At 64.7% G+C, this 20285-nt stretch carries 23 protein-coding genes and 1 pseudogene; 7 read left to right on the top strand and 17 right to left on the bottom strand.

The window, feature by feature from the left end; translation table 11 throughout:
* The first annotated feature begins 118 nt into the window (after positions 1–118).
* Entirely contained in the window at positions 119–1276 is a 1158-nt protein-coding gene (locus tag FYC77_RS07995; protein WP_149080979.1) for an MFS transporter, read from the top strand.
* Positions 1277–1329: 53 nt separating this feature from the next.
* Here FYC77_RS07995 and FYC77_RS07990 read toward each other — a convergent pair whose 3' ends face one another.
* The 4 genes from FYC77_RS07990 to FYC77_RS07980 form a co-directional block, all read right to left on the bottom strand.
* Positions 1330–2199, bottom strand: a complete 870-nt coding sequence (locus FYC77_RS07990; protein WP_162354500.1) for a carboxypeptidase-like regulatory domain-containing protein — start codon at positions 2197–2199, stop codon at positions 1330–1332.
* Positions 2200–2324: 125 nt separating this feature from the next.
* Positions 2325–2489 carry a hypothetical protein gene (locus tag FYC77_RS20390; RefSeq protein WP_202911792.1) on the bottom strand — a complete coding sequence of 55 codons (165 nt, stop codon included), beginning with the start codon at positions 2487–2489 and terminating at the stop codon, positions 2325–2327.
* A gap of 180 nt (positions 2490–2669) precedes the next feature.
* Entirely contained in the window at positions 2670–3155 is a 486-nt protein-coding gene (locus FYC77_RS07985) for a DUF456 domain-containing protein (RefSeq protein ID WP_149080977.1), read from the bottom strand.
* Positions 3156–3276: 121 nt separating this feature from the next.
* On the bottom strand, positions 3277–4005 hold the full coding sequence (locus tag FYC77_RS07980) for a hypothetical protein (protein WP_238386841.1): 729 nt from the start codon (positions 4003–4005) through the stop codon (positions 3277–3279).
* A gap of 146 nt (positions 4006–4151) precedes the next feature.
* On the opposite strand from FYC77_RS07980, the gene FYC77_RS07975 reads away from it, so the two are divergent.
* Together FYC77_RS07975 and FYC77_RS07970 are read left to right on the top strand one after the other, a co-directional pair.
* The gene (locus tag FYC77_RS07975) at positions 4152–4880 is read left to right on the top strand and encodes an SDR family NAD(P)-dependent oxidoreductase (protein WP_149080976.1); all 729 of its coding nucleotides are present in this window, start codon (positions 4152–4154) and stop codon (positions 4878–4880) included.
* Between the two features lie 70 nt (positions 4881–4950).
* Positions 4951–5157, top strand: coding sequence for a hypothetical protein (locus FYC77_RS07970; RefSeq protein ID WP_149080975.1), 207 nt, complete (start codon positions 4951–4953; stop codon positions 5155–5157).
* 34 nt (positions 5158–5191) lie between these two features.
* Here FYC77_RS07970 and FYC77_RS07965 read toward each other — a convergent pair whose 3' ends face one another.
* Positions 5192–6238: an amidohydrolase family protein gene (locus tag FYC77_RS07965; RefSeq protein ID WP_149080974.1), complete on the bottom strand. Its 1047-nt coding sequence runs from the start codon at positions 6236–6238 to the stop codon at positions 5192–5194.
* Here FYC77_RS07965 and FYC77_RS07960 point away from each other — a divergent pair.
* Positions 6237–6863, top strand: a complete 627-nt coding sequence (locus FYC77_RS07960; RefSeq protein WP_338016486.1) for a nucleoside-triphosphatase — start codon at positions 6237–6239, stop codon at positions 6861–6863. The genes FYC77_RS07965 and FYC77_RS07960 overlap by 2 nt on opposite strands.
* A gap of 30 nt (positions 6864–6893) precedes the next feature.
* On the opposite strand, the gene FYC77_RS07955 is transcribed toward FYC77_RS07960, so the two are convergent.
* The 11 genes and pseudogenes from FYC77_RS07955 to FYC77_RS20645 all read right to left on the bottom strand — a co-directional run bounded on the left by FYC77_RS07955 (position 6894) and on the right by FYC77_RS20645 (position 15269).
* Complete coding sequence (locus FYC77_RS07955) at positions 6894–7097, bottom strand: hypothetical protein (protein WP_149080973.1); 204 nt, start codon at positions 7095–7097, stop codon at positions 6894–6896.
* Positions 7098–7200: 103 nt separating this feature from the next.
* Positions 7201–7608, bottom strand: a complete 408-nt coding sequence (locus tag FYC77_RS07950) for a hypothetical protein (RefSeq protein ID WP_149080972.1) — start codon at positions 7606–7608, stop codon at positions 7201–7203.
* Between the two features lie 209 nt (positions 7609–7817).
* Positions 7818–8636 (bottom strand): adenosylcobinamide amidohydrolase, encoded by an 819-nt coding sequence (locus FYC77_RS07945; RefSeq protein WP_149080971.1) that lies wholly within the window; start codon positions 8634–8636, stop codon positions 7818–7820.
* A gap of 112 nt (positions 8637–8748) precedes the next feature.
* Complete coding sequence (gene cobD / locus FYC77_RS07940) at positions 8749–9801, bottom strand: threonine-phosphate decarboxylase CobD (protein WP_149080970.1); 1053 nt, start codon at positions 9799–9801, stop codon at positions 8749–8751.
* On the bottom strand, positions 9791–10846 hold the full coding sequence (gene cobT, locus FYC77_RS07935; protein ID WP_149080969.1) for a nicotinate mononucleotide-dependent phosphoribosyltransferase CobT: 1056 nt from the start codon (positions 10844–10846) through the stop codon (positions 9791–9793). Before cobT ends, cobD begins: the two co-directional genes overlap by 11 nt.
* Before the next feature lies 1 nt (position 10847).
* Positions 10848–11462, bottom strand: coding sequence for an NTP transferase domain-containing protein (locus FYC77_RS07930; RefSeq protein ID WP_149081082.1), 615 nt, complete (start codon positions 11460–11462; stop codon positions 10848–10850).
* Positions 11462–12220 (bottom strand): adenosylcobinamide-GDP ribazoletransferase, encoded by a 759-nt coding sequence (locus FYC77_RS07925; protein WP_202911790.1) that lies wholly within the window; start codon positions 12218–12220, stop codon positions 11462–11464. The genes FYC77_RS07930 and FYC77_RS07925 overlap by 1 nt, the downstream gene beginning before the upstream one ends.
* On the bottom strand, positions 12217–13263 hold the full coding sequence (cbiB, locus tag FYC77_RS07920; protein ID WP_149081081.1) for an adenosylcobinamide-phosphate synthase CbiB: 1047 nt from the start codon (positions 13261–13263) through the stop codon (positions 12217–12219). Before cbiB ends, FYC77_RS07925 begins: the two co-directional genes overlap by 4 nt.
* A gap of 73 nt (positions 13264–13336) precedes the next feature.
* A complete protein-coding gene (locus FYC77_RS07915; protein WP_238386839.1) occupies positions 13337–14023 on the bottom strand; it encodes an HAD family hydrolase in 687 nt (228 codons plus the stop codon).
* A gap of 159 nt (positions 14024–14182) precedes the next feature.
* Positions 14183–14794, bottom strand: coding sequence for a translation initiation factor IF-2 subunit beta (locus tag FYC77_RS07910; RefSeq protein ID WP_149080968.1), 612 nt, complete (start codon positions 14792–14794; stop codon positions 14183–14185).
* Between the two features lie 99 nt (positions 14795–14893).
* A pseudogene (locus FYC77_RS20645) lies at positions 14894–15269 on the bottom strand (DUF5789 family protein).
* 255 nt (positions 15270–15524) lie between these two features.
* Here FYC77_RS20645 and FYC77_RS07900 point away from each other — a divergent pair.
* Positions 15525–16199: a TIGR00266 family protein gene (locus FYC77_RS07900; RefSeq protein WP_238386837.1), complete on the top strand. Its 675-nt coding sequence runs from the start codon at positions 15525–15527 to the stop codon at positions 16197–16199.
* Between the two features lie 660 nt (positions 16200–16859).
* Entirely contained in the window at positions 16860–17882 is a 1023-nt protein-coding gene (locus tag FYC77_RS07890; RefSeq protein ID WP_149080966.1) for a tyrosine-type recombinase/integrase, read from the top strand.
* Positions 17883–17990: 108 nt separating this feature from the next.
* On the opposite strand, the gene FYC77_RS20385 is transcribed toward FYC77_RS07890, so the two are convergent.
* Positions 17991–18155, bottom strand: a complete 165-nt coding sequence (locus FYC77_RS20385; RefSeq protein WP_202911789.1) for a hypothetical protein — start codon at positions 18153–18155, stop codon at positions 17991–17993.
* Positions 18156–19004: 849 nt separating this feature from the next.
* On the opposite strand from FYC77_RS20385, the gene FYC77_RS07885 reads away from it, so the two are divergent.
* A complete protein-coding gene (locus FYC77_RS07885; protein ID WP_162354499.1) occupies positions 19005–20231 on the top strand; it encodes a bifunctional DNA primase/polymerase in 1227 nt (408 codons plus the stop codon).
* The last annotated feature ends 54 nt before the right edge of the window (positions 20232–20285 follow it).

Genomic DNA, 20285 nt, shown 5'->3' with positions numbered 1-20285 from the left:
ACAGCCGTCTCGAGGCCCCAAACGTCGCCGTTGTGGGGGGACTCGATCCGCGGTCCGGATTGGGGGTGGAACGTTCCGGTTTCGGAACCCTTGATAGCGCCTGTCGGAAACGTAGGCCGTGGCCCGCGCTCGTCTGTTCGCGTCTCTCTGTGCACTCGTCTTCTTCCTCAATCTCGCCAGAATCATCTTTGCACCGCTTCTCGACGTCTTTATCGCGGAGTTCGGGATCGGCGAGGCGACGGCCGGTCTCATCGCTACGCTCGCGTGGATCGGGAGCGCCTCCCTCCGACTTCCGACCGGGTGGATCCTCACGAAAGTCCCGAGACACCACGTCGTGATCGGCTCCGGTGTCGTTCTTGCGGTTTCGTCGTCGATCGCCGCCACGTCGACGACGGTGCCCCAGCTCATGGTCGGGGCCTTCTTCATGGGTATCGCCTCCGGCATCTACTTCGTCTCGGCGAACCCGCTGTTGAGCGAGCTGTACCCCGACCGCGTCGGTCGGGTCGTAGGGATCCACGGAACCGCCAGTCAGATCGCTGCGGTGATCGCAGCGCCGTTCGTCGTCCTCACGCTCCTGATCGACTGGCGACTCTCGCTGTGGACGATCGCCGTCGGCGCTGCGGTAGTGACGGTCTACACCGGGGTCGTTTCGAGGCGGACCGAGATGCCGACGGCGGGCGAAGCGGACCGTGATTTCGTCGCCGGTGCGCTCTCGGAGTGGCGCATCATCGTGGCAGCACTCGCGATTGCGGGGCTGGCTTCGTTCGTCTGGCAGGGCGTGTTCAACTTCTACGAACTGTACATGCAATCGAAAGGTCTCTCCCCGCAGGCGGCCGGCACCATGCTCACGATCGTCTTCGCGGCCGGCGTCCCCGCGTTCTACTTCGGCGGTGACCTGGCGGATAGACTTCCACAGGTCCCGTACCTGCTCGGGATCGTCGGCGCGTTCTCGGCGTGCTTGCTCCTGTTGACGGCTGCCCAGGGGTTCGTCGCCCTGATCGCCATTTCCGCACTCATCGGATTCGTCGTCCACGCGCTGTTTCCCGCCGTCGACACTTACCTCCTCGCGACGCTCCCCGACTCCGCTCGGGCCAGTGCCTACGCCGTCTTCAGTTCGGTCTGGATGCTGGTCCAGTCGCTCGGTTCGTTCGCACTCGGCCTGTTCCTCGAGTCCGGGTTCACGTACGACTCGCTGTTCGTCAGCGCTGCCGTCGTCCTCGGGACGTCGGTCGTCGTCCTCGTGATTATCGAACGCGCAGGATGGCTCCCCGGTTGAGATCGATGCTCCTCGAGATCGAACGTCTACCGGTTCGACGGGGATCGAGATCGTTACTCCGACTCGAGTGGAACGATCAGTTCCGTCTCCCGACCGAACCTGACGAGTACGCCACCGCGTAGCGGCCGGTAGCCGGGTGCCTCGGCCTCGACGGCGTGCTGGCCGTGTTCCCGGTCGACGTCAAACGTCCCATCGTCGTCGACCGGCACTTGTTCCCCGGCGATTCGTACCGTCGCGTTCTCGACGGGTTGGGTTTGCTCGTCGACGACTCGACCGAACACCCGGCCCGTGGCAGGGATCGTGGCATCACCTTCCTCGAGTTTGGCCCACGCGAGTTCGGTCTCGCCCGCCTCGACGTACACCTCGTCGTAGCCGTCGTCGTAGCCGGCGGCGTCGGTGATCCGGACCTCCCACCAGCCTTCGCTCACCCTGAGCCCACGGTCCCAGCTGCCGGAGTCGGGAATGCCCCCTTCCGGGGCGTCCGCCTGATAGACCTCGTCGCCGTAGGCGGTGATTCGACACGGAATTCCCGATCCGCCCTCGGGTTCCGTCGCGTAGACGCGGAGTTCACCTGTTTCGTCCCCCCACGCACGTCCGAGCGAGGCGTTCACCGTCACTGCCTCGTCGTCTGCGAAATCGATTTCTCTCGACCACTCGGCGTACCCGGGGGCCTCGACCGCGAGACGCGCCTCGTCCGCGTCGGTGGCCACCTTATAGCGGCCGTCCTCGTCGGTCGTCTCGTCGACTCCCTCGAGGGAGACGACGGCGTCCTCGACGGGTTCGCCGAAGTACGACACCGTCCCGGCGACCCGATTCTCCGCGTCAGCCGCCGCTCGCCTCGAGGCGACCGTCGCCGGCAGACCCAGCACGCTCGCACCCGCAAGCGTCGATCCCTTCAACAGCGTCCGTCTCTCGTATCTCATACAATGCTCGAGCGATACACGACTACATTCGGGCATAATCTTTGTGTACTGATAACGATACGGGAACGATACAGTCATTTTTCGAAAAGTATCGGTACTTCTGACGCGAACTGGAATCGCACTCGTCACTCGAGAAGGTCGTCGGCGCTGTCGGGGTGTGGATCGGCGACGACCCCGTCTTGCTGACCGAGAACGCGAGCGTGGGGTGCACAGACGAGGCGGTTTTCGTCCCAGGGAACGTGCAACTCGACCGCCGCGGGCCGGTCGCAGTCGTCTTCGGAACACTCCATACCCGTGCGAACGCGGGCCAGAACGTCAGTGTTTTCCCGGAGTCGGTGGTTCTCCGACTCCGCGCTGGCGGTGGTTCTCCGACTCCGCGCTGACGGTGGTTCTCCGACTCCGCGCTGACGGTGGTCGATCACTCGGAAACGTCTCCCCACGCCGTCGACAGACAGCACAGCCCGAACGGTTCACAGCACGACGACGGCGACGGCGAACCCGAGCAGGATCGACAGCGCCAGCAGAAACTGCACCGCCGTCGACGCCAGGATGCCGACCGTCGCGTAGAGCGCCGATCGAGCGCTTCGCTCGAGTTCGCCGTTTCTGACGTACTCGAGGGCGAAGACGGTCCCGAAGAGGCCGACCAGCAGCCCCAGCGGGCCGGTGACGATCATGAGGACGATGCCGACGAGCGCGGCCGCACCCGTCGTACGCCAGGAGGCACCGCCGGCTTTCGCGGCGGCAGAGCCGCCGAAGAACTCGGCGAGGAGCGTCAGGAGGCCCAGCGCGGTGAGGACGCCGAGTGCGATCGGCCCCGGCTCGGTGAATCCGGTGTGCCACCAGTAGAGGTAGAGTCCCGACAGGGAGAGCAGACCGCCAGGGACGAGCGGGATCAGTGTCCCGACGATTCCGGCGACGAGCAACGCGACCGCGAGAACGGCGACGGCCTCGACCATACCCGATCGGATGGCGTATCGAGTCAAAGTCCTGTCGTTGCTCGCAGCTGGCGGTCGCTTGACTCCCTCGCTCGTTTCACTCTTCGTGATCAGGGATGGCGACAGCAGACCGCGTGAGTGCTCAGGTCCCACGACGACGGCGACGAAGCCAGAGCCCTCCGACGACGCCGATTCCGACGATCAGCAGACCGCCGCCGAGGATCGCAACGCCCGCGAGGAACGTCAACCCGACCCCGCTCGAGCCGTGGTGTGGCGGTCCGAGCGTCACCACGTAGTAGGTACCGTCGTCGACGACGATCATCCGCCCCGGAGTGTCACCGGTAAGCTCGACCGGTTCGCCGGTTTCGATCGTCTCCTGAATGGGGTCGGGAGCGTCCGCGAAGTCGACCGCGAGTTCGTCGGCGATCGATTGTGGGTCGCGTTCCTCGGCGTCGATCACGACCCGATCACCGTCGATGTCGGCGGCGAACTCGTAGAACGTCCCCTCGAAGCGGACGAACTCGTATCGCTCGTCGCCGAGGAACGTGTACCGGTCGGACGCGTTCTCGATCGTCCCTTCGTAGTGACCGTCGGCGGCAGCGGCCGCGAACGCGTCGCGGACGTCGTCGCTCGGGGGACTGGCGCCATCCGCATCGTGAATGCTCGGGCCACTCGTGAGTTCGTCGTGGTCGGTTTCGGGATCGAACTCGGTCGCGGACAGCGACGGCGTGCCGGCGAAACCGACGGTGCTGGCCGCGAGCATCATCGCGACGACGACACAACCGAAAGCGAGCCGGAAGCGCCCGCTATCGAGGGCGAGTCGTGAGCGCCCGCCATCGAAGCCGGATCGGAGGGGAGGTCGCGGGGACATACACGACGCTCTCTCGAGAACGCCCATATATGTATTGGACCGCCAACCAATAGCGGGCGACCGACGGGCGTACACCAGATACCGTGTGCCGTCGGGTCGCGTACCCGATCAGCACCGTTATGTCGCCCGTTCGAAAACGAGGGCGTATGCAGCGAGCGATCATCGTCGGCGCGTCGTCGGGAATCGGCGAGGCGCTGGCTCGGGAGCTCTCCGCGGAGGGGTACGAGATCGGACTGGCGGCTCGCCGCCGGGAACGGCTGACCGGGATCGGCTCCGAGTTGCCGACGAAGGCGTACGTCGCGACGATGGACGTCACGAACGCCGCAGACGCCCGCGAGGCGTTCGCCGAACTCGTCTCGGCGATGGGGTCGGTCGACCTCGTCGTGATCAGCGCCGGCGTCGGCCACCTGAACCGTGACCTCGAGTGGGGTCCAGAGCGGGAGACGATCGACGTCAACGTCCGTGGCTTTACCGCAATTGCGACGGCGGCGATGGACCACTTCGACTCCCGCGGCGGCGGCCACCTCGTCGGCATCTCCTCCGTCGCTGCGAGGTTTGGCAATCCCGGCGCACCCGCGTACAACGCCTCGAAGGCGTTCGTCTCGACCTACCTCGAGGGGCTTCGAAACCGACAGGCGACACGCGAGACCGAGATATCGATCACGACCGTCGAGCCGGGGTTCGTCGACACCGAGATGGCGATGGGAGATGACGACGACCTGTTCTGGGTGGCCTCGCCCGAAACCGCGGCCGCTCAGATCGCCCGAGCGATTCGCAAGCGCCGCGATCACGTGTACGTCACTCGCCGGTGGCGGCTGGTCGCCTGGTTCCTGACGGCGATGCCGGAGTCGATCGTTCGTCGTGTACTCTCGTGACCCTGCACCACCAGCTGACGCGGCGTACGCAAGCGGGAACCGTTTCCGACCAGTACCCGTCTCGGTCGGTATGTCCACGACAGCCACGCGCGATCGAACGAAACTGCTGAAAAACGCGGGCGTCGTCACGACGCTTCTCGACGCCGCGATGGAGTTCTCGAAGGGGCGTCACAGGAGCGGTGCCCTCCTGGTCGGCGCGGCCGTAATCTCCTCGCGGGTTCCGGGCTTCGGCACCGCCGTCTCGGTCGTACTCCGGGCGTACCGCCGATTGCGGTGACGCTCGACGCGTTTCCCACCCGCTGGTCCGTGGTTCATCGAAGCACGGACTCGAGATTCCGATACCTGAGGTCGGCCCACGCCTCGCGCTCGAGGTCGAACCGGTCGAATAGCTCGAAGTGGTCGATCGACTGACCGGGATAGATGTAATCCGTCCCGAAGACCAGCTGATCCGAGTGCTCCTCGAGGAACTCCTGGGCGTACGCCTCGTCCCGCGTGAGCGCGTTCCAGCCGGAGTGGCCGCCGAGGTCGCCGTAGACGTTGTCGTACGTTTCCAGTAGTTCGGCCACTCGACCGCCCGGTTCGATCGGCCCGTCCGGGTACCCACCACGATCCTCCCAGCTCACGTCCGCGGAGATGTGTGCCCACCAGGCGTGGGCATGCGCGAGGAAGTCGACCTCCGGATACGAGGCCAACACGTCCTCGAGTCGAGGGAGACCGACCTCGTCCATCATCGCCTTCTCGTCGGTGTGAAACAGGATCGGCAGGTCGTACTCGGCACAGTACTCGTAGAGCGTCTCGAGGCGCGAGTCGTCGATCGGGAGTCCGGCTTTCAACTCACCGAAGCCGCGGGCCCCCCGTTCGACGTACCGTTCGATCAGGTTCTCGACGGGCTCGTCGCCGTACACCAGCGTCCGCGGATCGACGGTACAGAACGGAGCGAGCCGGTCCGGGTACGCCTCGGCTTCCTCGAGTACCCACCAGCTCGAGGCCTGAACCGGGTAGCTCTCGGGCGAGTCGAGCGCGAGCACGACGGCGCGGTCGACACCGACCTCGTCCATCCAGTCGACGAGTCCGTCGGCGTCCAGCGGCGGACGATCCAGCGTCTCCTCGGGGATCACGTGCGTGTGGGCATCGAAGAGCGGGAGATCACCGACGGAATCGTCCCGCCGACTCCGTCCGGCTGTGGCGATGTCCGATTCGGGGGATCGAGCGTCCTCAGTCGCACCGACTCCGCCCGCCGTCCCCACGATTCCGAGGGAGACCCAAGCGGTACCCTCGAGGACTCGCCGCCGCGTCGATGCCGAATGCGTCGCCGGTCGTCGCCCACCGTCTCGGCTCTCGTCAGTCGATCGAGTCATGCCACGCCCTCCACCGAGCGCGGTGAAAAACTCCGGGGGACCGAACGAAATTAGCCCCGGCGGGTCCACGGATTCGATCGAACCCGTGCCAGCCAACGCACTCCTCGTCGGACCACCTCGAAGCGGCAAGACGACCGCTCTCGAGCGAACCGCCGCCTCGCTTCGGGAGGATGGTTACTCGATAGACGGACTCTCGTGTCCGGAGATTCGCGAGGGCGGCGATCGGGTCGGCTTCGAGATCGTTCGAGTCGGCGGTGACGAGCGTGCGGTGATGGCCCACGTCCGGTTCGAGTCGGGCCCTCGCGTCGGAACGTACCGTGTCGACGTGTCGGCCGTCGATCGGCTGTCCGCGGTCGCCCTCGTCGACGCCGTCGATCGGACCGACGTCGACTGTCTCGTAATCGACGAGATCGCCCCAATGCAACTCGAGAGCGAGCGCTTCGTCGAGGCGACTCGCTCGGCGCTCGACTCGTCGGTACCGGTGGTAGCCGCGATCAAAGCGGGACCGACGGACGGCGTTCTCGGCGCAGTGAAGCGGCGGTCGGACGTCGACCGGTTCGCGGTCGACACAGAGACGCGCGACGACCTCCCCGAGCGACTCTGCGAGTGGATTCGGACTCGATGACGTGACGGCGCTCCGCCAGGCGAATCGACGTTACTCCTCGAGTACGAGGTAGGTCCGTGCGCCGCGCTGTTCGAGCGAGACGTACTCGGTGTCGACGCTCTCTTCGACGAACTCCTCGATGCCCGCGGCGTGTAAGTCGGTGACGTCGATGCGTTTTCGTTCCGTTTCGTTCTCGAGGGTCGAACCGTCGTCCGTGCGCTGGTGGCCGGCACCTCGATCGACGATCAGTGTCATACGCGTTCGTTGGACTATCAGTACGTCAAACCGATCCGTCCGTGGTGAAAGTGAAAGTGGTCCGAATAGCCGCTGACGTGGACGATTCTCCCGATCGAAGCCGCTAGCCGAGCCGTTTGACGTCGACGCGGTGGGGTTCGTCGCCGATCTCGAGTTCGACCGCGTCGACGATCGACTCGCGTGCCCTCGAGCGCCAGGCGTCGACGGCTTCGGCGTGGCGCGTGCGAACCTCCTCGGTCTCCGAATCGGTTACGAGTGCGTCCTCGAGGCTCGGATAGGCGGCGACGACGTCGTCCTCGAGGAGCTCTTCGGGTGGGACGTGGACCGCGTCGGTCAGCGCCGCGTCGTCGACCCGATAGACGTGAATTCGCGCGCGCATTCGGCCGTGAAACGGCGGGGTCACCCGGAGGATCGCCCGGCCCGGATTCTCGTGGGAGTACGCGTACGCGTCCGCGACGTCGTCGGCTGAAACCGCGAGCGAGCGGATCGGCGTGGGGTCGTCCCCGGTCATCGACCGTACGTTGGGACCGGTGTCGGTTAACCGTACTGTAGCCAGAACCCCCTCCACAGTGAGGCAGATGCGGATCGGGTTCCCGTCCTCCGGTTCGATCGTCCCCATCGAGTTCCCGTCCTCCGGTTCGTACGGTTTACTGTCAGTCGGTTCCGGCGCACCCGCCCAGGGGTTGCGGGTGCGCCGGGACACCGGTACAGCAGACCGTATCAGTCTCCGTTGCCCTCGAGGAGCGGGCGAAACACCCGCGCCCGTCGATCCGTCGAGATGCCGTGTTCGGCGTCCGCGACCGACTCCGGAATCTCCGTTCCGTCTCCGTACCGCGACCGGAGCGACGCTCGGACGGCCTCCCGGACGCAGGCTCGGGTTGCCGCGCCGACTGGCGTTGCGCTCCCCGAGAATTCGGCCCTCGATCCGTCCGGATCGTGGCCGACGACGACGGCGTCGGTCGTCGTTCCGGGAAACCCGGTCTCCCCGAGCAGCGTCGTGGTTTTCGCCTCGACGGCGACCGCGAGCAGGTTCGCCAGCGCGCCGGGGGCGAGCGCCCGCGTCGTACCGACGATCAGGTTGACGGTTCCCGCGCCGGTGAAGGAGGGATCGGCCGCCGACTCCGCGTCGGATTCGGTGGGGGACAATCCGCCAGCCGGATCCATCGGCAACGCCGCCGGGTTCGAGAGCCCGGCCGTCGCGTAGACCGTCACCGAGCCACGCCGCGCGCCGCGGGCGTGCTCGAGATCCACGCCGGTGAACAGGACGAGCGGGTCGTCGTTCCGTCCGACGCTCCCGTCACGGTTGTACCCTGCAGCGGTTCCCTCGAGTCGGCCGAATTCGGCACGCTCGAGCCGGTCGTCGGCGTACGACTCGAGATCCGTCCGGTTCCAGCCGTCGGGAACCGAGACGTTGTAGGCGCAGTCGACGCGTCGCCGGCCGCCGTTCCAGCCACTCGAGAACCACTCCGCGCCCGGCTGTCCGACACGGAGGACGCCGTCGCGTCGGGTCGCCCGGTACGCGCGGTCGCCGTCGGTCACCGGTTCTGCCCTCCGTCGTCCACACTCGTTTCGCTCGTCCAATTCTCGCTCGCAGTCGTTCGGTTTCGGATCGCGTCGTTCGTCCTCCTCATTCGTTTCTCACCCTTTGACCTCATTTGTGTCCGTGTCGATCGGTCGATTCGCCGACGCCCAGCGCACCGAGCAGCCGGTCGTTTCTCTCTCGATCCTTGATTGCGACGCGAACGTGGGCGTCGAGGCCCCGGAACGTCGTCGCGTCGCGGATCGCGACGCCCCTCTCACGTGCCGACTCGAGGAGCTCGTCGACGTTTTGGTCGCCGACGTCACAGAGGAGGAAGGGCGCGTCCGAGGGATGAACGTCGAACCGTCGCTCGAGTGCCTCGCGTATCCGCTCGCGCTCGCGTTCGACGTGATCGCGGGTTTCCGCGACGAACTCGCCGTCCCGCAGGCAGTGTGCGCCGACTCGAGCGGCCGGCGTTCCGAGCGACCACGTTCGCCGGGCCGTCTCGAGTGTGTCTCTGCGGTCTTCGGTCGCCACGGCGAAGCCGGCCCGCAGCCCCGGCAGGCCGAACAGCTTGGTGAGCGAACGTGCGACGATCACGTTCTCCCGCTCGAATCCCGCAGCCGACGGTAGATCCGTGAAGCCCAGGAAGGCCTCGTCGACGAGCAGCGTCGTTCCGGCGTCCCCACAGCGATCGGCGAATGCGGCGAGTGCGTCTGGATCGGCCGCGTCGCCGGTCGGGTTGTTCGGCGTACAGACCACCGCCAGCGCGGCGGACTCGAGGGCCGCGGTGCGCAACTCGGTCAGTTCGTCGTATCGAACGAACCGCGGCCTCGCCCCCTGGAGGCGAACCTCGCGAGCGTACTCGCCGAAACTCGGGTAGGGGACCAATGCCTCGTCGTCGGGTTCGAGTGTGATCTCCATCGCGAGTCTGATCGCCGCCAGTCCGCCGGGCGTCGGAACCACTCGTTCGGGACTACAGTCGACGAATTCGGCCGCGGCGGCCCGAAACGTGGGATAGTCGTCGTCGGGGTACCGGCGGGACCCCTCGAGTGCGGCCGCGTAGAGTTCTTCGACGCCCTTCGGCGTTCGGGGGTTCGTATTCGCCGAGAAATCGAGCACGTCGGGATCGGTCTCGCCGCCGTGGGGGACCCGACTCGCGGCACGGATCGACTCAGGGTTCACGATCCGCCTCCGCCCTCGGTTCCGATTCGGGATCGTCCCCGACGGCGGGGGAGGCCCCGTTCGCGTCGATCCCGAGCCGATCACAGACGACCTCGAGTCGGTCCCGAACCGCTCCCATCTCGCCGTCGGGAACGATCGAGAGCGCCCCGCCCATCGCGACGCCCTCTTTCGCCTCGCCGGCGCAGTAGCGCTCCATCGCGACGTGATCGCCCTCGTCGAAGCCGGGATCGGTCACGGTCAGCTTGCAGTCGAGTCGGTCGCAGGCCCGCTCGAGTCGATCGCCCTGTTCGTCCGCGACGAACGACGTCGTGGCGATCGACAGCGGCGCGTCGACGTCCGCGTGGCGGAGGAGAGCAGCGACGGCGACCATCTGCGTGCCCCCGGCGAGCGTGACTCGGGTACCGGACTCGAGTGCACCCGCGGCGATCCCCGTGGCGGTCGTCTGGACCGGATCGCCGACGGCCCGGACCGCGGCGAGGGGGTCTCCGGCGCAGTCGCCAGCCTCGAGATCGCTCGCCTCGAGAGCGTCGTCGACGACGCGCCGTTTGCGTTCGAGCGGGTTCTCCGGGAGCGACGAGGAGACGCTGGCGGGTTCGCCGAGCGCGGTGAGGACGCCGAGGGCCGTCGTCGTCCCGCCGGGGACGGTTTCGCCGATCACGATTTCGTCGTCGGGCAGGCTCGAGCCGAAGCCGTGGGCGCGATCGAAGACCGCCGCGGCGTCCGGGACGGCCTCGAATTCGCGGACGTCCTCGCCGGCTTCGACGCCGAGGTCGACCGTGGGCGCGCCCGTCGACCGGGCGAGGCCGGCGTCGATCACGACGCAGTCGAAGTCGATCACTTCGCGGACGGCGCGGGTCACCGCCGCGGGTGTCGGACAGCCCGTCGGACTCACCGGCGTCACCGGTGCGGTCGTCGGCTCCCCGTACTCGAGGATCTCGACGTCCGCCGACGGCGTCTGGACCATCAACTCCGGCGTCGCCCCGGCCGCGCTGATCCCGTCGATCAGCGCCGTTTCGGTCGTCCCCGCGGGCAAAAGCAGGCGCATCTCAGTCCCCCTCCTGCCGGTCGAGCAGACGGGTCGCGAGTTCGGCGTCTTCGAGTCGGTTCACGTTGACTGCGAGTCGGTAGTCGTCGTGTACGTGTGTCATAGATCTACCGTCGGTGCCGACGACGTTGACCCCGGTCGGCACGGGGCGATCGGTCGCGTCGTACCGCGACTCGACGCTCGCGCCGAGTCGCTGTTTGAGTGCCTGCGGAACGCAGACCGTCCACGAGGCGTCGCTGTCGCTGTACGCCGAGAGAATTCCGTCGAGGACGTCTCCCTCGAGCAACGGCAGGTCGGCCGCGACCGTGAGAACGGGCGTCTCGAGGTCAGGTCGGTCGAGGAGCGCCTGCAGGTCGGTGACGTAACCATCGCCCGGCGTGTCGACGACCTCGAGCGTGCTGTCGGGTTCCCCTTCGGACTCGAATCCCCCGTGATCGCCGTCCTCGAGATGGTTCCGCGTCTCGAGCGCGTTCGGCGAGACCGCGGCGACGATCGTCTCGACGCGATCCGCCGCCGCCAGCGCCGCGATTACGCGGTCGATCATCGGAACCCCGGCGATCGGGTGAAGCGGCTTCTCGTGAGCGCTCTCGAGGCGCGTCCCCTCGCCGCCACACATCACGATAGCGTCCACGCGATCACCCCCACGTGGAGACCGACGACGCGGCCGATCTCGTTGGCCGCGCCGAAGACGTCTCCGCTGATCCCGTCCAGGTTGCGGTTCGCCCAGTACCAGGGCAGGCCGACGCCCGCGATCGCACCGCAGAGACCGATCACGGCGGGGTGGGGCCAGACGAGTGTCGCGCCGACGACCACGACGACCGCGGCCGGGAGGTAGCCGCCGACCGTCGACGAGTCGGTGAACTGCCGCCCCATCCCGTCGTGACTCGCCGCCCCGAACGCGGCCATCGTCGCCATCCCGAGTTTCGCCCCGACCTCGACCGCGACGGCGACGGCAACCGCCTCGAGCGGAGCCATTCTCGCGAGTCCGACCCCCCCGAGGGCGACGCCGGCGACGACGACCGAGAGTGCGAGCAACGCGCCGACGCCGGTCGTCGTATCCTTCAACACTTCCCGCCGGCGCTCGGCGTCGCCGTGAACGACGAACGCATCGCCCAGATCTGCGACTCCGTCGAGATGATTGATCCCCATTACGAGGTAGATCGCGAGCAGATAGCCGAACCCGACGGTCGCCGGTGCCAGCACGTCGGCCGCAAGCAGGGGGAGCGCCGCGATCGCTCCGCCGACGAGACCCACCACCGGGAACGCGGCGGGCGTCGAACGAAACGCCGTCCAGTCGCCCTCCCGGCTCCCGACCGGAAATCGCGTCAGAAACGCGAATCCACCGCGAATCGCACGAAGCCAACGGCGGATCACGGTTCCACCACCACGGCCCCTCGAGAGAGCAGTTCAGCCTCTGACGTCGCGACTGACTCGAGCTGTTGGACGGCAACGCTAACGGGGGTCTCGAGCGTCGAACTCTCGAGTCCCCCTGCGATGGCCTCGATCACGATCGCGCCCACAGCCGCGATCAGGACTGCGACGACAGCCGCTAAACCGACGACGGTCAGCGCCCGCTTCCCGTCCTCGACGCTGGGTAACTCACGAGCGGGATTCAACTCGTAGACGTCGGGTTTCACCAACCGAACCGAGAGGACGTGTGCGATCGTCGCCATCGGCCAGCCGGCGTTCGGCGAACTCGTCGTCTTCGCACAGGATCGAGCCCGCCGGAGCGCCAGTGGATCCCCGGCCGCGACGGCGATCGCGCCCGCCGTGAGCCGGGAGGGAATCCACATCACTGCGTCGTCGAGGCGAGCGCTCGCGGTTCCGATCGGCTTCGACGGATAGCCGAGCATCGAATCGAGCGTGTTGACTCCCTTCACCCACGCTGCAGCCGCCGCCGCGAGCGGCAACGAAACCGGCGCGAGCAGGGCAAACGGGAGCATCGTCGCGACCAGTCCGTCAGACAGGTTCTCGGCCGCGCTCTCGACGGCCGCACTTCGAAGCTCGCCGGGCGAAAGCGCCGACGCGTCGCGTCCGACGAGCCCGCGAACTCGCTCACGGGCCGTCTCGAGGTCACCGTCGGTCGCTGCGACGACCTCCCCCGTGAGCTCGAGCAACGACCGGAGGCTGATCGTCAGAAAGAGGACGACGCCCGCGACGACCGCGCCGACGAGTGGCTCCACGGCGAGTCCGAGTGAGACGAGTCCGCCGGCGATCACGGCGGGAACGAGCGGGAAGACGAACGCGATTCCGACGCCAACGAAGCGCTGCCGGCGTTCGTCGGCACTCCACTCTCTATCGACCGCGCCGACGAGTCGTCCGAACCAGGCGACCGGGTGAGCGGCGTTTCGTGGTTCGCCGACGAGCAAGTCGAGACTGAACGCGAACGCGAGCAACGCGAGCGTCGTCAGCGCCACCGCCCGGCCCTCCGTCGTCTCGGTCGTCTCCGGCGTCTCGATTCCGGCCAACCGACGATTCGACCGCCGGCAGTCACGGGTCCCCTCCGCCGGCCCGTCTTCTCTCGGACTGTTCGTCGTCGACCCGTCCGTCCCCGCTCGTTCGCTCGGCCAGCCGCTTTGGGACCGTCTCCAGGGACGTCTCCTCGAGGAGCAACGCGGTTCCGCCGACGCGCTCGACGCCACCGTCGGTCCGCGGGTCGTCGCCGACGTGGACGAGATCGTCCGGCTCGACGTCGAGGACCTCCGCTGTCAGTTCGAATATCTCGGCGCTGGGTTTGCGCCACCCACAGCCGACGCTCGTCACGATTGCGTCGAAGTCGTCGCGCTCAAACGCGGACCTGACGAGCGTTCGTCCCACTAACTCCGGAACGCTACAGTTCGAACAGATCGCCACTGATCCCCGATTGCGGGCGGCGTCGACCGCCTTGAGTGCGCCGGGATTCGTCTCGACCGCCGGATCGAACGCAGCGACGACCGCCCGCCTGATCACGCTTCCGGGTGCATCGACGCCTCGGCTCGCGAGGCCGTGTGCGACGTGTGCCGGCAGGGGAACCTCCGCGCCGTTGGGCGCGTCGACGTGGCACTCGCCGTAGGCCGCCGTCCAGTCGTCGGGAACCGGAACGTCGCGGTCCTCGAGTTCGGACGCGACGGCTCTCGCCGGCTCCGCCGGTCTATCCGCGGTGACGAGCGTTCCAAAGAGATCGAACGAAACTCCCACGTGCGTGTAACTAGCCCAATTCGACTTTAGATTCGCGGTCCGGATCGTCGCCGATTCGTGCGGACGACCGCCCCAACCGGCGCACCTGGAGACGGATCGCGGGTATGTTCGCCCTGACGGACGGAAGTCCGCCTCAGGGGGCAGCGCTTTGATACTCGTTCAAGCGAGTCGAGCGAACGCGAGGTTGCCGGAGATGTTCTTGATGTAGATTTCGACGACGTCGCCCTCGTCGGCACCGGGGACGAAAATCGTGTAGCTCCCCTTCTCCGCGACCCCGTCGCCCTTTCGTCCGGTGCCGGTGATCTCGACGGTGTAGGTTTTGCCCTCCTCGACGGCGTCGGCCTGTTGTTGTTGCTGGCTGCTCGTCGACCGCTTGGTCACCGGTCGGAACGCACCACAGGCGTCACAGCGAAGCATCGGCGTTCGGTCCTCGCGAACGAGACGGGTGTCGGGCAGCCCACACTCCGAACAGAGGACGTATTCGTCGACGTAGGCGTCGATCGCCGCGTCGAAGTCTGACTCGGAGAACGTCCCGTTGTACCGCCCACGTCCGTCCTCGAGTTTCCCGCTAGTCCCCATCTCACGCTGGACGAACCGGTGAAGGTGTTCGTCCTCCCGTGAGAGGACGTCGGCGATCTCGTCGAGGTTTGTAAACCGCGTAAACGCGCCGTCTTTCTGCATCTGCGCGTCGGGGATCTGTAACCGTTGTTCGTCGCCCCCGATGTCGGGGACGTCGTCCATCGCTCGGTCGAGACTCGACTCGTAATCCATATGCGAGGACAGACGTCGCTGACGTAAATCGGTTCTGCTCTCACAATCCAGGGGATGACGCGGGGATCGTCCGACGCCGCGGACCGCTCCTCTGGCCCCTTAGAGCGTGTCGCTCCCGCTCTCGCCGAGCGACACCTGCTTCTCCTCGTCGAGGTGCTCGATTCGCGTTCCGGGTTCGCCTCGTGGTGATCGCCCGCCTCGCCCGTGATCTCCCCGTAGACCGCCTCGCGGACCTCCGCTGGACTATCGTATTGCTCGCCGGCGAATCGATCGAAGACGCTTCCGAACGACTCCGTTTCGTTCGGGAAGTCGATCGGCTCGTTGCCGTACTCCGCCGGGATCTCTTCGCTTCTGATGGGATACTCGAGATCGCCGAGACGGTCCTCGAGAATCGATTCGGCGTGACCCGCGCGTCGACTCTTCGCCGTTCGGCCCGGTCCTGTGTGCGGTCGACGGTCGGATTCTCCTCGCTCACACCCCGTCTATCAACAGCGCGTCAAAAGAAACTGGCCAGCATGTGCAGTCGGCTTTCGTGGTGGCTCAGCGATCGGTGTACAACGAGTTCAGTGGCTGCTATACTATCGGCGAATCTTGATGGCGTTGGTATGATGACGTTTACGCGCTACTGACCCCGCTCGTCCACGAACGACGTCGGCAGGTACGAGACGATCTGGCTACCACTCACGACAGAAATGTATTTGGTATTGTATTCTAAATGGATATTAGTCAAATGAAGTATGAATTCACACACGACCCGTCCTACACCATCGTCTCGGCGAACCTCGACTCTGGTGAACGGATAACTGTCGAAGCCGGCTCCATGATGTCTTACAGCGAGCACGTCGAGATGGAAACCCACAGCAGTTCCGACGGGCTGCTCTCGTCGGTGAAAAACTCCGTCCTCAGCGGTGAAACGCTGTTCCGGAACACGTTCACTGCGACCGCCAACGGGCAGACGGTCCGCTTTGCACACACGCAACCGGGAGACGTCACGGGAGTCAGCCTGGATTCGGAATCCGTCTACGTCCAGTCGGGGTCGTACGTCGCGAACGAAACGGGTATTTCCACCGATTCAGCCTCGGGAGGACTCGATTCGATACTCGGTGGAAAAGGACTCTTCTTCCTCGAGGCCAGCGGCACGGGCGAACTGTTCATCGGGAGCTACGGCGGCATCCTCGAGCAGGAGCTAGAGCCCGGAGAGCGGCTGACCGTCGACGCCGGTCACTCCGTCGCGTGGGACGAATCGGTCGAGTTCAACGCACACCGCGTCGGCGGACTGAAGAAGACGATGTTGAGCGGTGAAGGGTACGTCGTGACGTTTACCGGACCCGGAACCGTCTACCTGCAGACGCGTGATTACGACACCTTCCTCGGGGAGATCATGTCCCGGATCAACACCAACTAGTACTCCGCTAAACGTCGACCAATGGGAGAACCCGGACGTCGTTTTCCGGACGTGAAATTGCGAACGTCCTGCAGAACCACGGGTTTCGACGAGCTGGGCGGACGGGGAGTCACCTGAAACACCGGTACGAACGCCCGGAAACCGACGAGTCCGTATCGTAACCGTCCGGATGAAATCCGAGGACCCCACCGGAACCTTGCGCTCGATCGCCAAGCAGTGTGGCTCGGACGGATTTCTCGAGTTCGCCAGCAGGCGTACACCCGCGACTTGAACCACACTCCACTCCGAATTTGTCCTACCCGCACGAACGCGAAAGAGCCATTTGACGCCTTTTCGCGCCTGTAAACGCCACTATTGGTGTTTGCTATACTTCGACAGGAAGGTAGATATCCCCTTCCCGATTTGGACAGATGGAAGGCGTTCCCACTCACCTCGCTTCGCTCGGCTGCGTGGGCCTGCGACTTCCGAGCCCTCGTTCGCTTCGCTCACGAGGACGGGGGACAAGTCGATCTACAGTCGACCACAAATCGGCTGGAAAACGAGTCCGCCCTCCCCGATTTGAACGGGGGGCGCGCCAAGCTCCGCTTGGCTCTTTCGCCGCCTTACGGCGGCTCACAAGCCGACCTACAGTCTCCGCATGTGCTCCGTGGAGAACCAACCATGACAACCACGGACCTTGAACCAATCCGCCCGGAGGAGGCTGTTGACCTCTATCTCCGGGAGCGTAGCACCGACGTATCGCAAAACACCCTTGACGCCCACTACTACCGCCTTGTGCATTTCCTCCGTTGGTGTGAGGAGGAGGAGCGGATAGACAACCTCAACGACCTCACGGGGCGCAAGCTCCACCAATTCCGCCTCTGGCGACGTGACGACGGAGACCTCAACAACGTCTCCTTGCGGACTCAACTACAGACACTCCGTGTTTTCCTCAAGTTCCTTGAGCGGATTGACGCGGTGGAGCCCGGTCTCCACGACAAGCTCCTCATACCCAATTTGTCGGAAGGGGAGGACCAACGGGAGCGTCTCCTTGAGACGGAGGACGCCCGGGATATGCTGGCCCGCCTCCGCCGATTTGAGTACGCCTCTCTCAAGCACGTCCTCTTGGAGCTAATGTGGCATACGGGCCTCCGCATGGGGAGCCTCCACTCCCTTGACGTGGAGGACTATTATCCCGACAAGGAGGCTCTTGAGGTCCGTCACCGGCCAGAGGACGGAACCAATCTCAAGAACCGCAAAAAGGGGGAGCGGTTCGTAGCACTCTCCCCTCAAGTGTGTGAGGTAGTAGAGGATTGGATAGAACACTCCCGCCCGGACGTGACGGACGAATACGGACGTGAGCCCCTACTTGCTACGTCCAACGGGAGGCTGGCAAAGTCCTCAATGCGGGGTATCACCTACCGGTCCACCCGTCCATGTGAGTGGGGAGAGTGTCCAATCGGTAGAGACCCCTCTGAATGTGAACCCGCCTCCAAGGGAGTTGTAGCAAGCAAGTGTCCCTCCGCGGTCTCTCCTCACGACGTGAGGCGTGGAGCTATCACACACATGCTCCGGGAGGAGGTCCCTGTAGACGTGGTGAGTGACCGGGTAAACGCCTCAAGGGACATCTTAGATAAGCACTACAACGAAATGACGGAGGAGGAGAAAATGGAGCAACGCCGCTCATGGCTTGAGCACGTGTAGAGCCCTCTAAGGTATCAAATATCTTTATTATCTATCCCCGTTTAGCAACGACCGGGACCCAACCCCCTTGAACGCCGGGCGTTCCCGGGACCCTAATTTGGAGGGAGCTTACTCACTCCTTATTTCGTTGATAAGCGTCGGTATCACTACTCCGACTCCAAGTAATACCGCCGCTTGCACAATGGTGTTCTCTGTCACTGACAGGGAGGCATACCATAGTATCACGGCGATAACAATGAATACGCCAGTGATTTTTGTGGCTGTGGAGACCATGCCCAGAGAACGGTATTCAGATTATTTAAAATTTCACATGCCGGGTAGGGACGACTAATCACTCTTGGAGTCACTCCCGGCTCAATACGGGCCGGATACGGCGCTCTGAGGGAACACTGGCGGGTATTCATTGTATAGAGGCAACGACCGGAGCGGGGGACCCGGTGTATCAACCCCGGGAGGCTCCGACGACGTTGCCAGCCATGCAAAACAACCTTTCCAACGGGCCGGTGTTGGCTTGGAGTGAAAGCATACGGGTCTCCAGAACCCTCCAAGGCCACCGGGGACGGATTCTTGCCCGTCTCCTTTCCCACCGGGCCATTGTACCTGTGTATTTTGCTCCGGGAGGGGCCTTGGAGGGTCCGTGACCCGTACTCTACCCTTAGAGGTCAATCAGCAAGAGGGTATCGCCAACTGCGACACCAATTTCTACATATTATGGATGTAGAGCCCTCTACACCGCCGGTTATGCTAAATACAACGGAGCCCGTAGCTCTACCAAGTCAATCCAATGAGACCCGGGGTGGGGGCCCCGGAAAACCCTGTTGAGGAGGCCTTGGAACCTCACTCCTCCTTACGGGACGCTCAAGCATAAGCTGAACGGGCTCTCCTCCGTGTCTCATTGGTTGACTCCTCCAATGAGATATGACCGACAATTCACACACGGAACCTGATAGCCCCGTAGACGCCCCTACGTCCCCGGAGAGCATTTTCGGGAGGCAAGAGACCAATCATACCACTACCATACCGGGAGGCCTCCACGGGACAAATGCGGGCGTCTCTGAGGGTTGTAGCCACTCCAACCCCGTTTGCACCTGTAACACCTCCGCGGAGGACCGGGCGGTTCTCTTGGAGGACTACCTTGACCGACTGGCCGTAGAGGGGTGGTCAGACCTCCGGCTCATGCCTTTGGACCAAGAGGGCAAGCTCCCGGCCATAGCCTCCCGCGGGATTAAGTTGGACTCCCCTCCGGGGAGGGCTCTCCTCCACACGCCAGAGGAGGCGGTAAGAGCCCTCTCCACGGGAGGTGAGCGGGGATTTTGTCTCTACGCCGGACGGGAGGAGCACGGGACGGAGGGACTCCTCTTTGTGGACATTGACGACCCCGAACGACTCCCGCCAGAGGACCTCCCGGAGACTCTCACCGTGACCTCCGGCTCCGCCCGGGGCTATCACCTCACCTACCGTAATGACGGGGAGGTGGCCAACAGCAAGGCGACGGGAGACCTCCATGGAGCGGGAGAGGTCCGCGCCTCCAACTGGTATGTTGTTCTCCCGGGGAGCGTACACCCCTCCGGTGGAGTGTACCACCTCACGAAGGACACCCCAATAGCTCCTCTGAGTGAGGAGGACCTCCCAAAGGAGCTACTCCCCGGCTCCAACTCAGAGGGCTCTACAGTGAAAGGAGGACAACAGGTGGAGCCGCTCCAAGTTGCTGGCCTCCCCGACGACCCCGCGGAGACTACAAACGACGTAGGTATGACGCTCAAAGAGGTACGTGAGCGCTCTGAGAAATTGGACCGGCTCCTCTCTGACCTCCTCCCCCGGGACTACGACTATCACTCCGTGAGTGAGGCCGACATGGCCACCGCCCGGCTCCTCCTCTTGTGGCGATTTGATGAGGCCACCACGGGAGCGCTCCTCCAAGCCTACCGTGACCGGGAGGGACGTGTAGAGGGCTCTGAGTCCAAAATGCGGAGAAAGGACTACGTGGCCACCACAGTCCGCAAGACCGCGCTCCTTGACGTGGAGGCCTTTGACCGGGACCTCATGCGGGCGTTCATGGAGGACGCCAGAGAGAACGGGGGACGGCCAACGGTAAGCTTGGAGTCAGTCCGGGAGGTCTACAACGTCCTCATACTCATAGACCGGGAGCAATACACCGTTCAAGATATAATGGAGACCGATATGGTAGCCCGCGGATACGCCAAAGGGGCCAGCGTAAAGCGCCGGGTGAGGAGGGCTCTCCATCTCCTTGTCCGAACGGGAGCCCTTGAGGACAGAAAATCTCCGGGGTTCCCTACTCAATACGTGGATACTGGGTTGAGTGACCTATACATCCCTGATAGTCTGTAATACTATACTCTATTCTTTACTACTATACTATCTCTCTCCTCCCTCTGTGTATCT

This window comes from Natrialba swarupiae, assembly GCF_008245225.1.
Lineage (GTDB): Archaea > Halobacteriota > Halobacteria > Halobacteriales > Natrialbaceae > Natrarchaeobius > Natrarchaeobius swarupiae.
The sequence above is the reverse complement of the archived record's forward strand: the minus strand, read 5'-3'. Positions and strand labels throughout refer to the sequence as shown.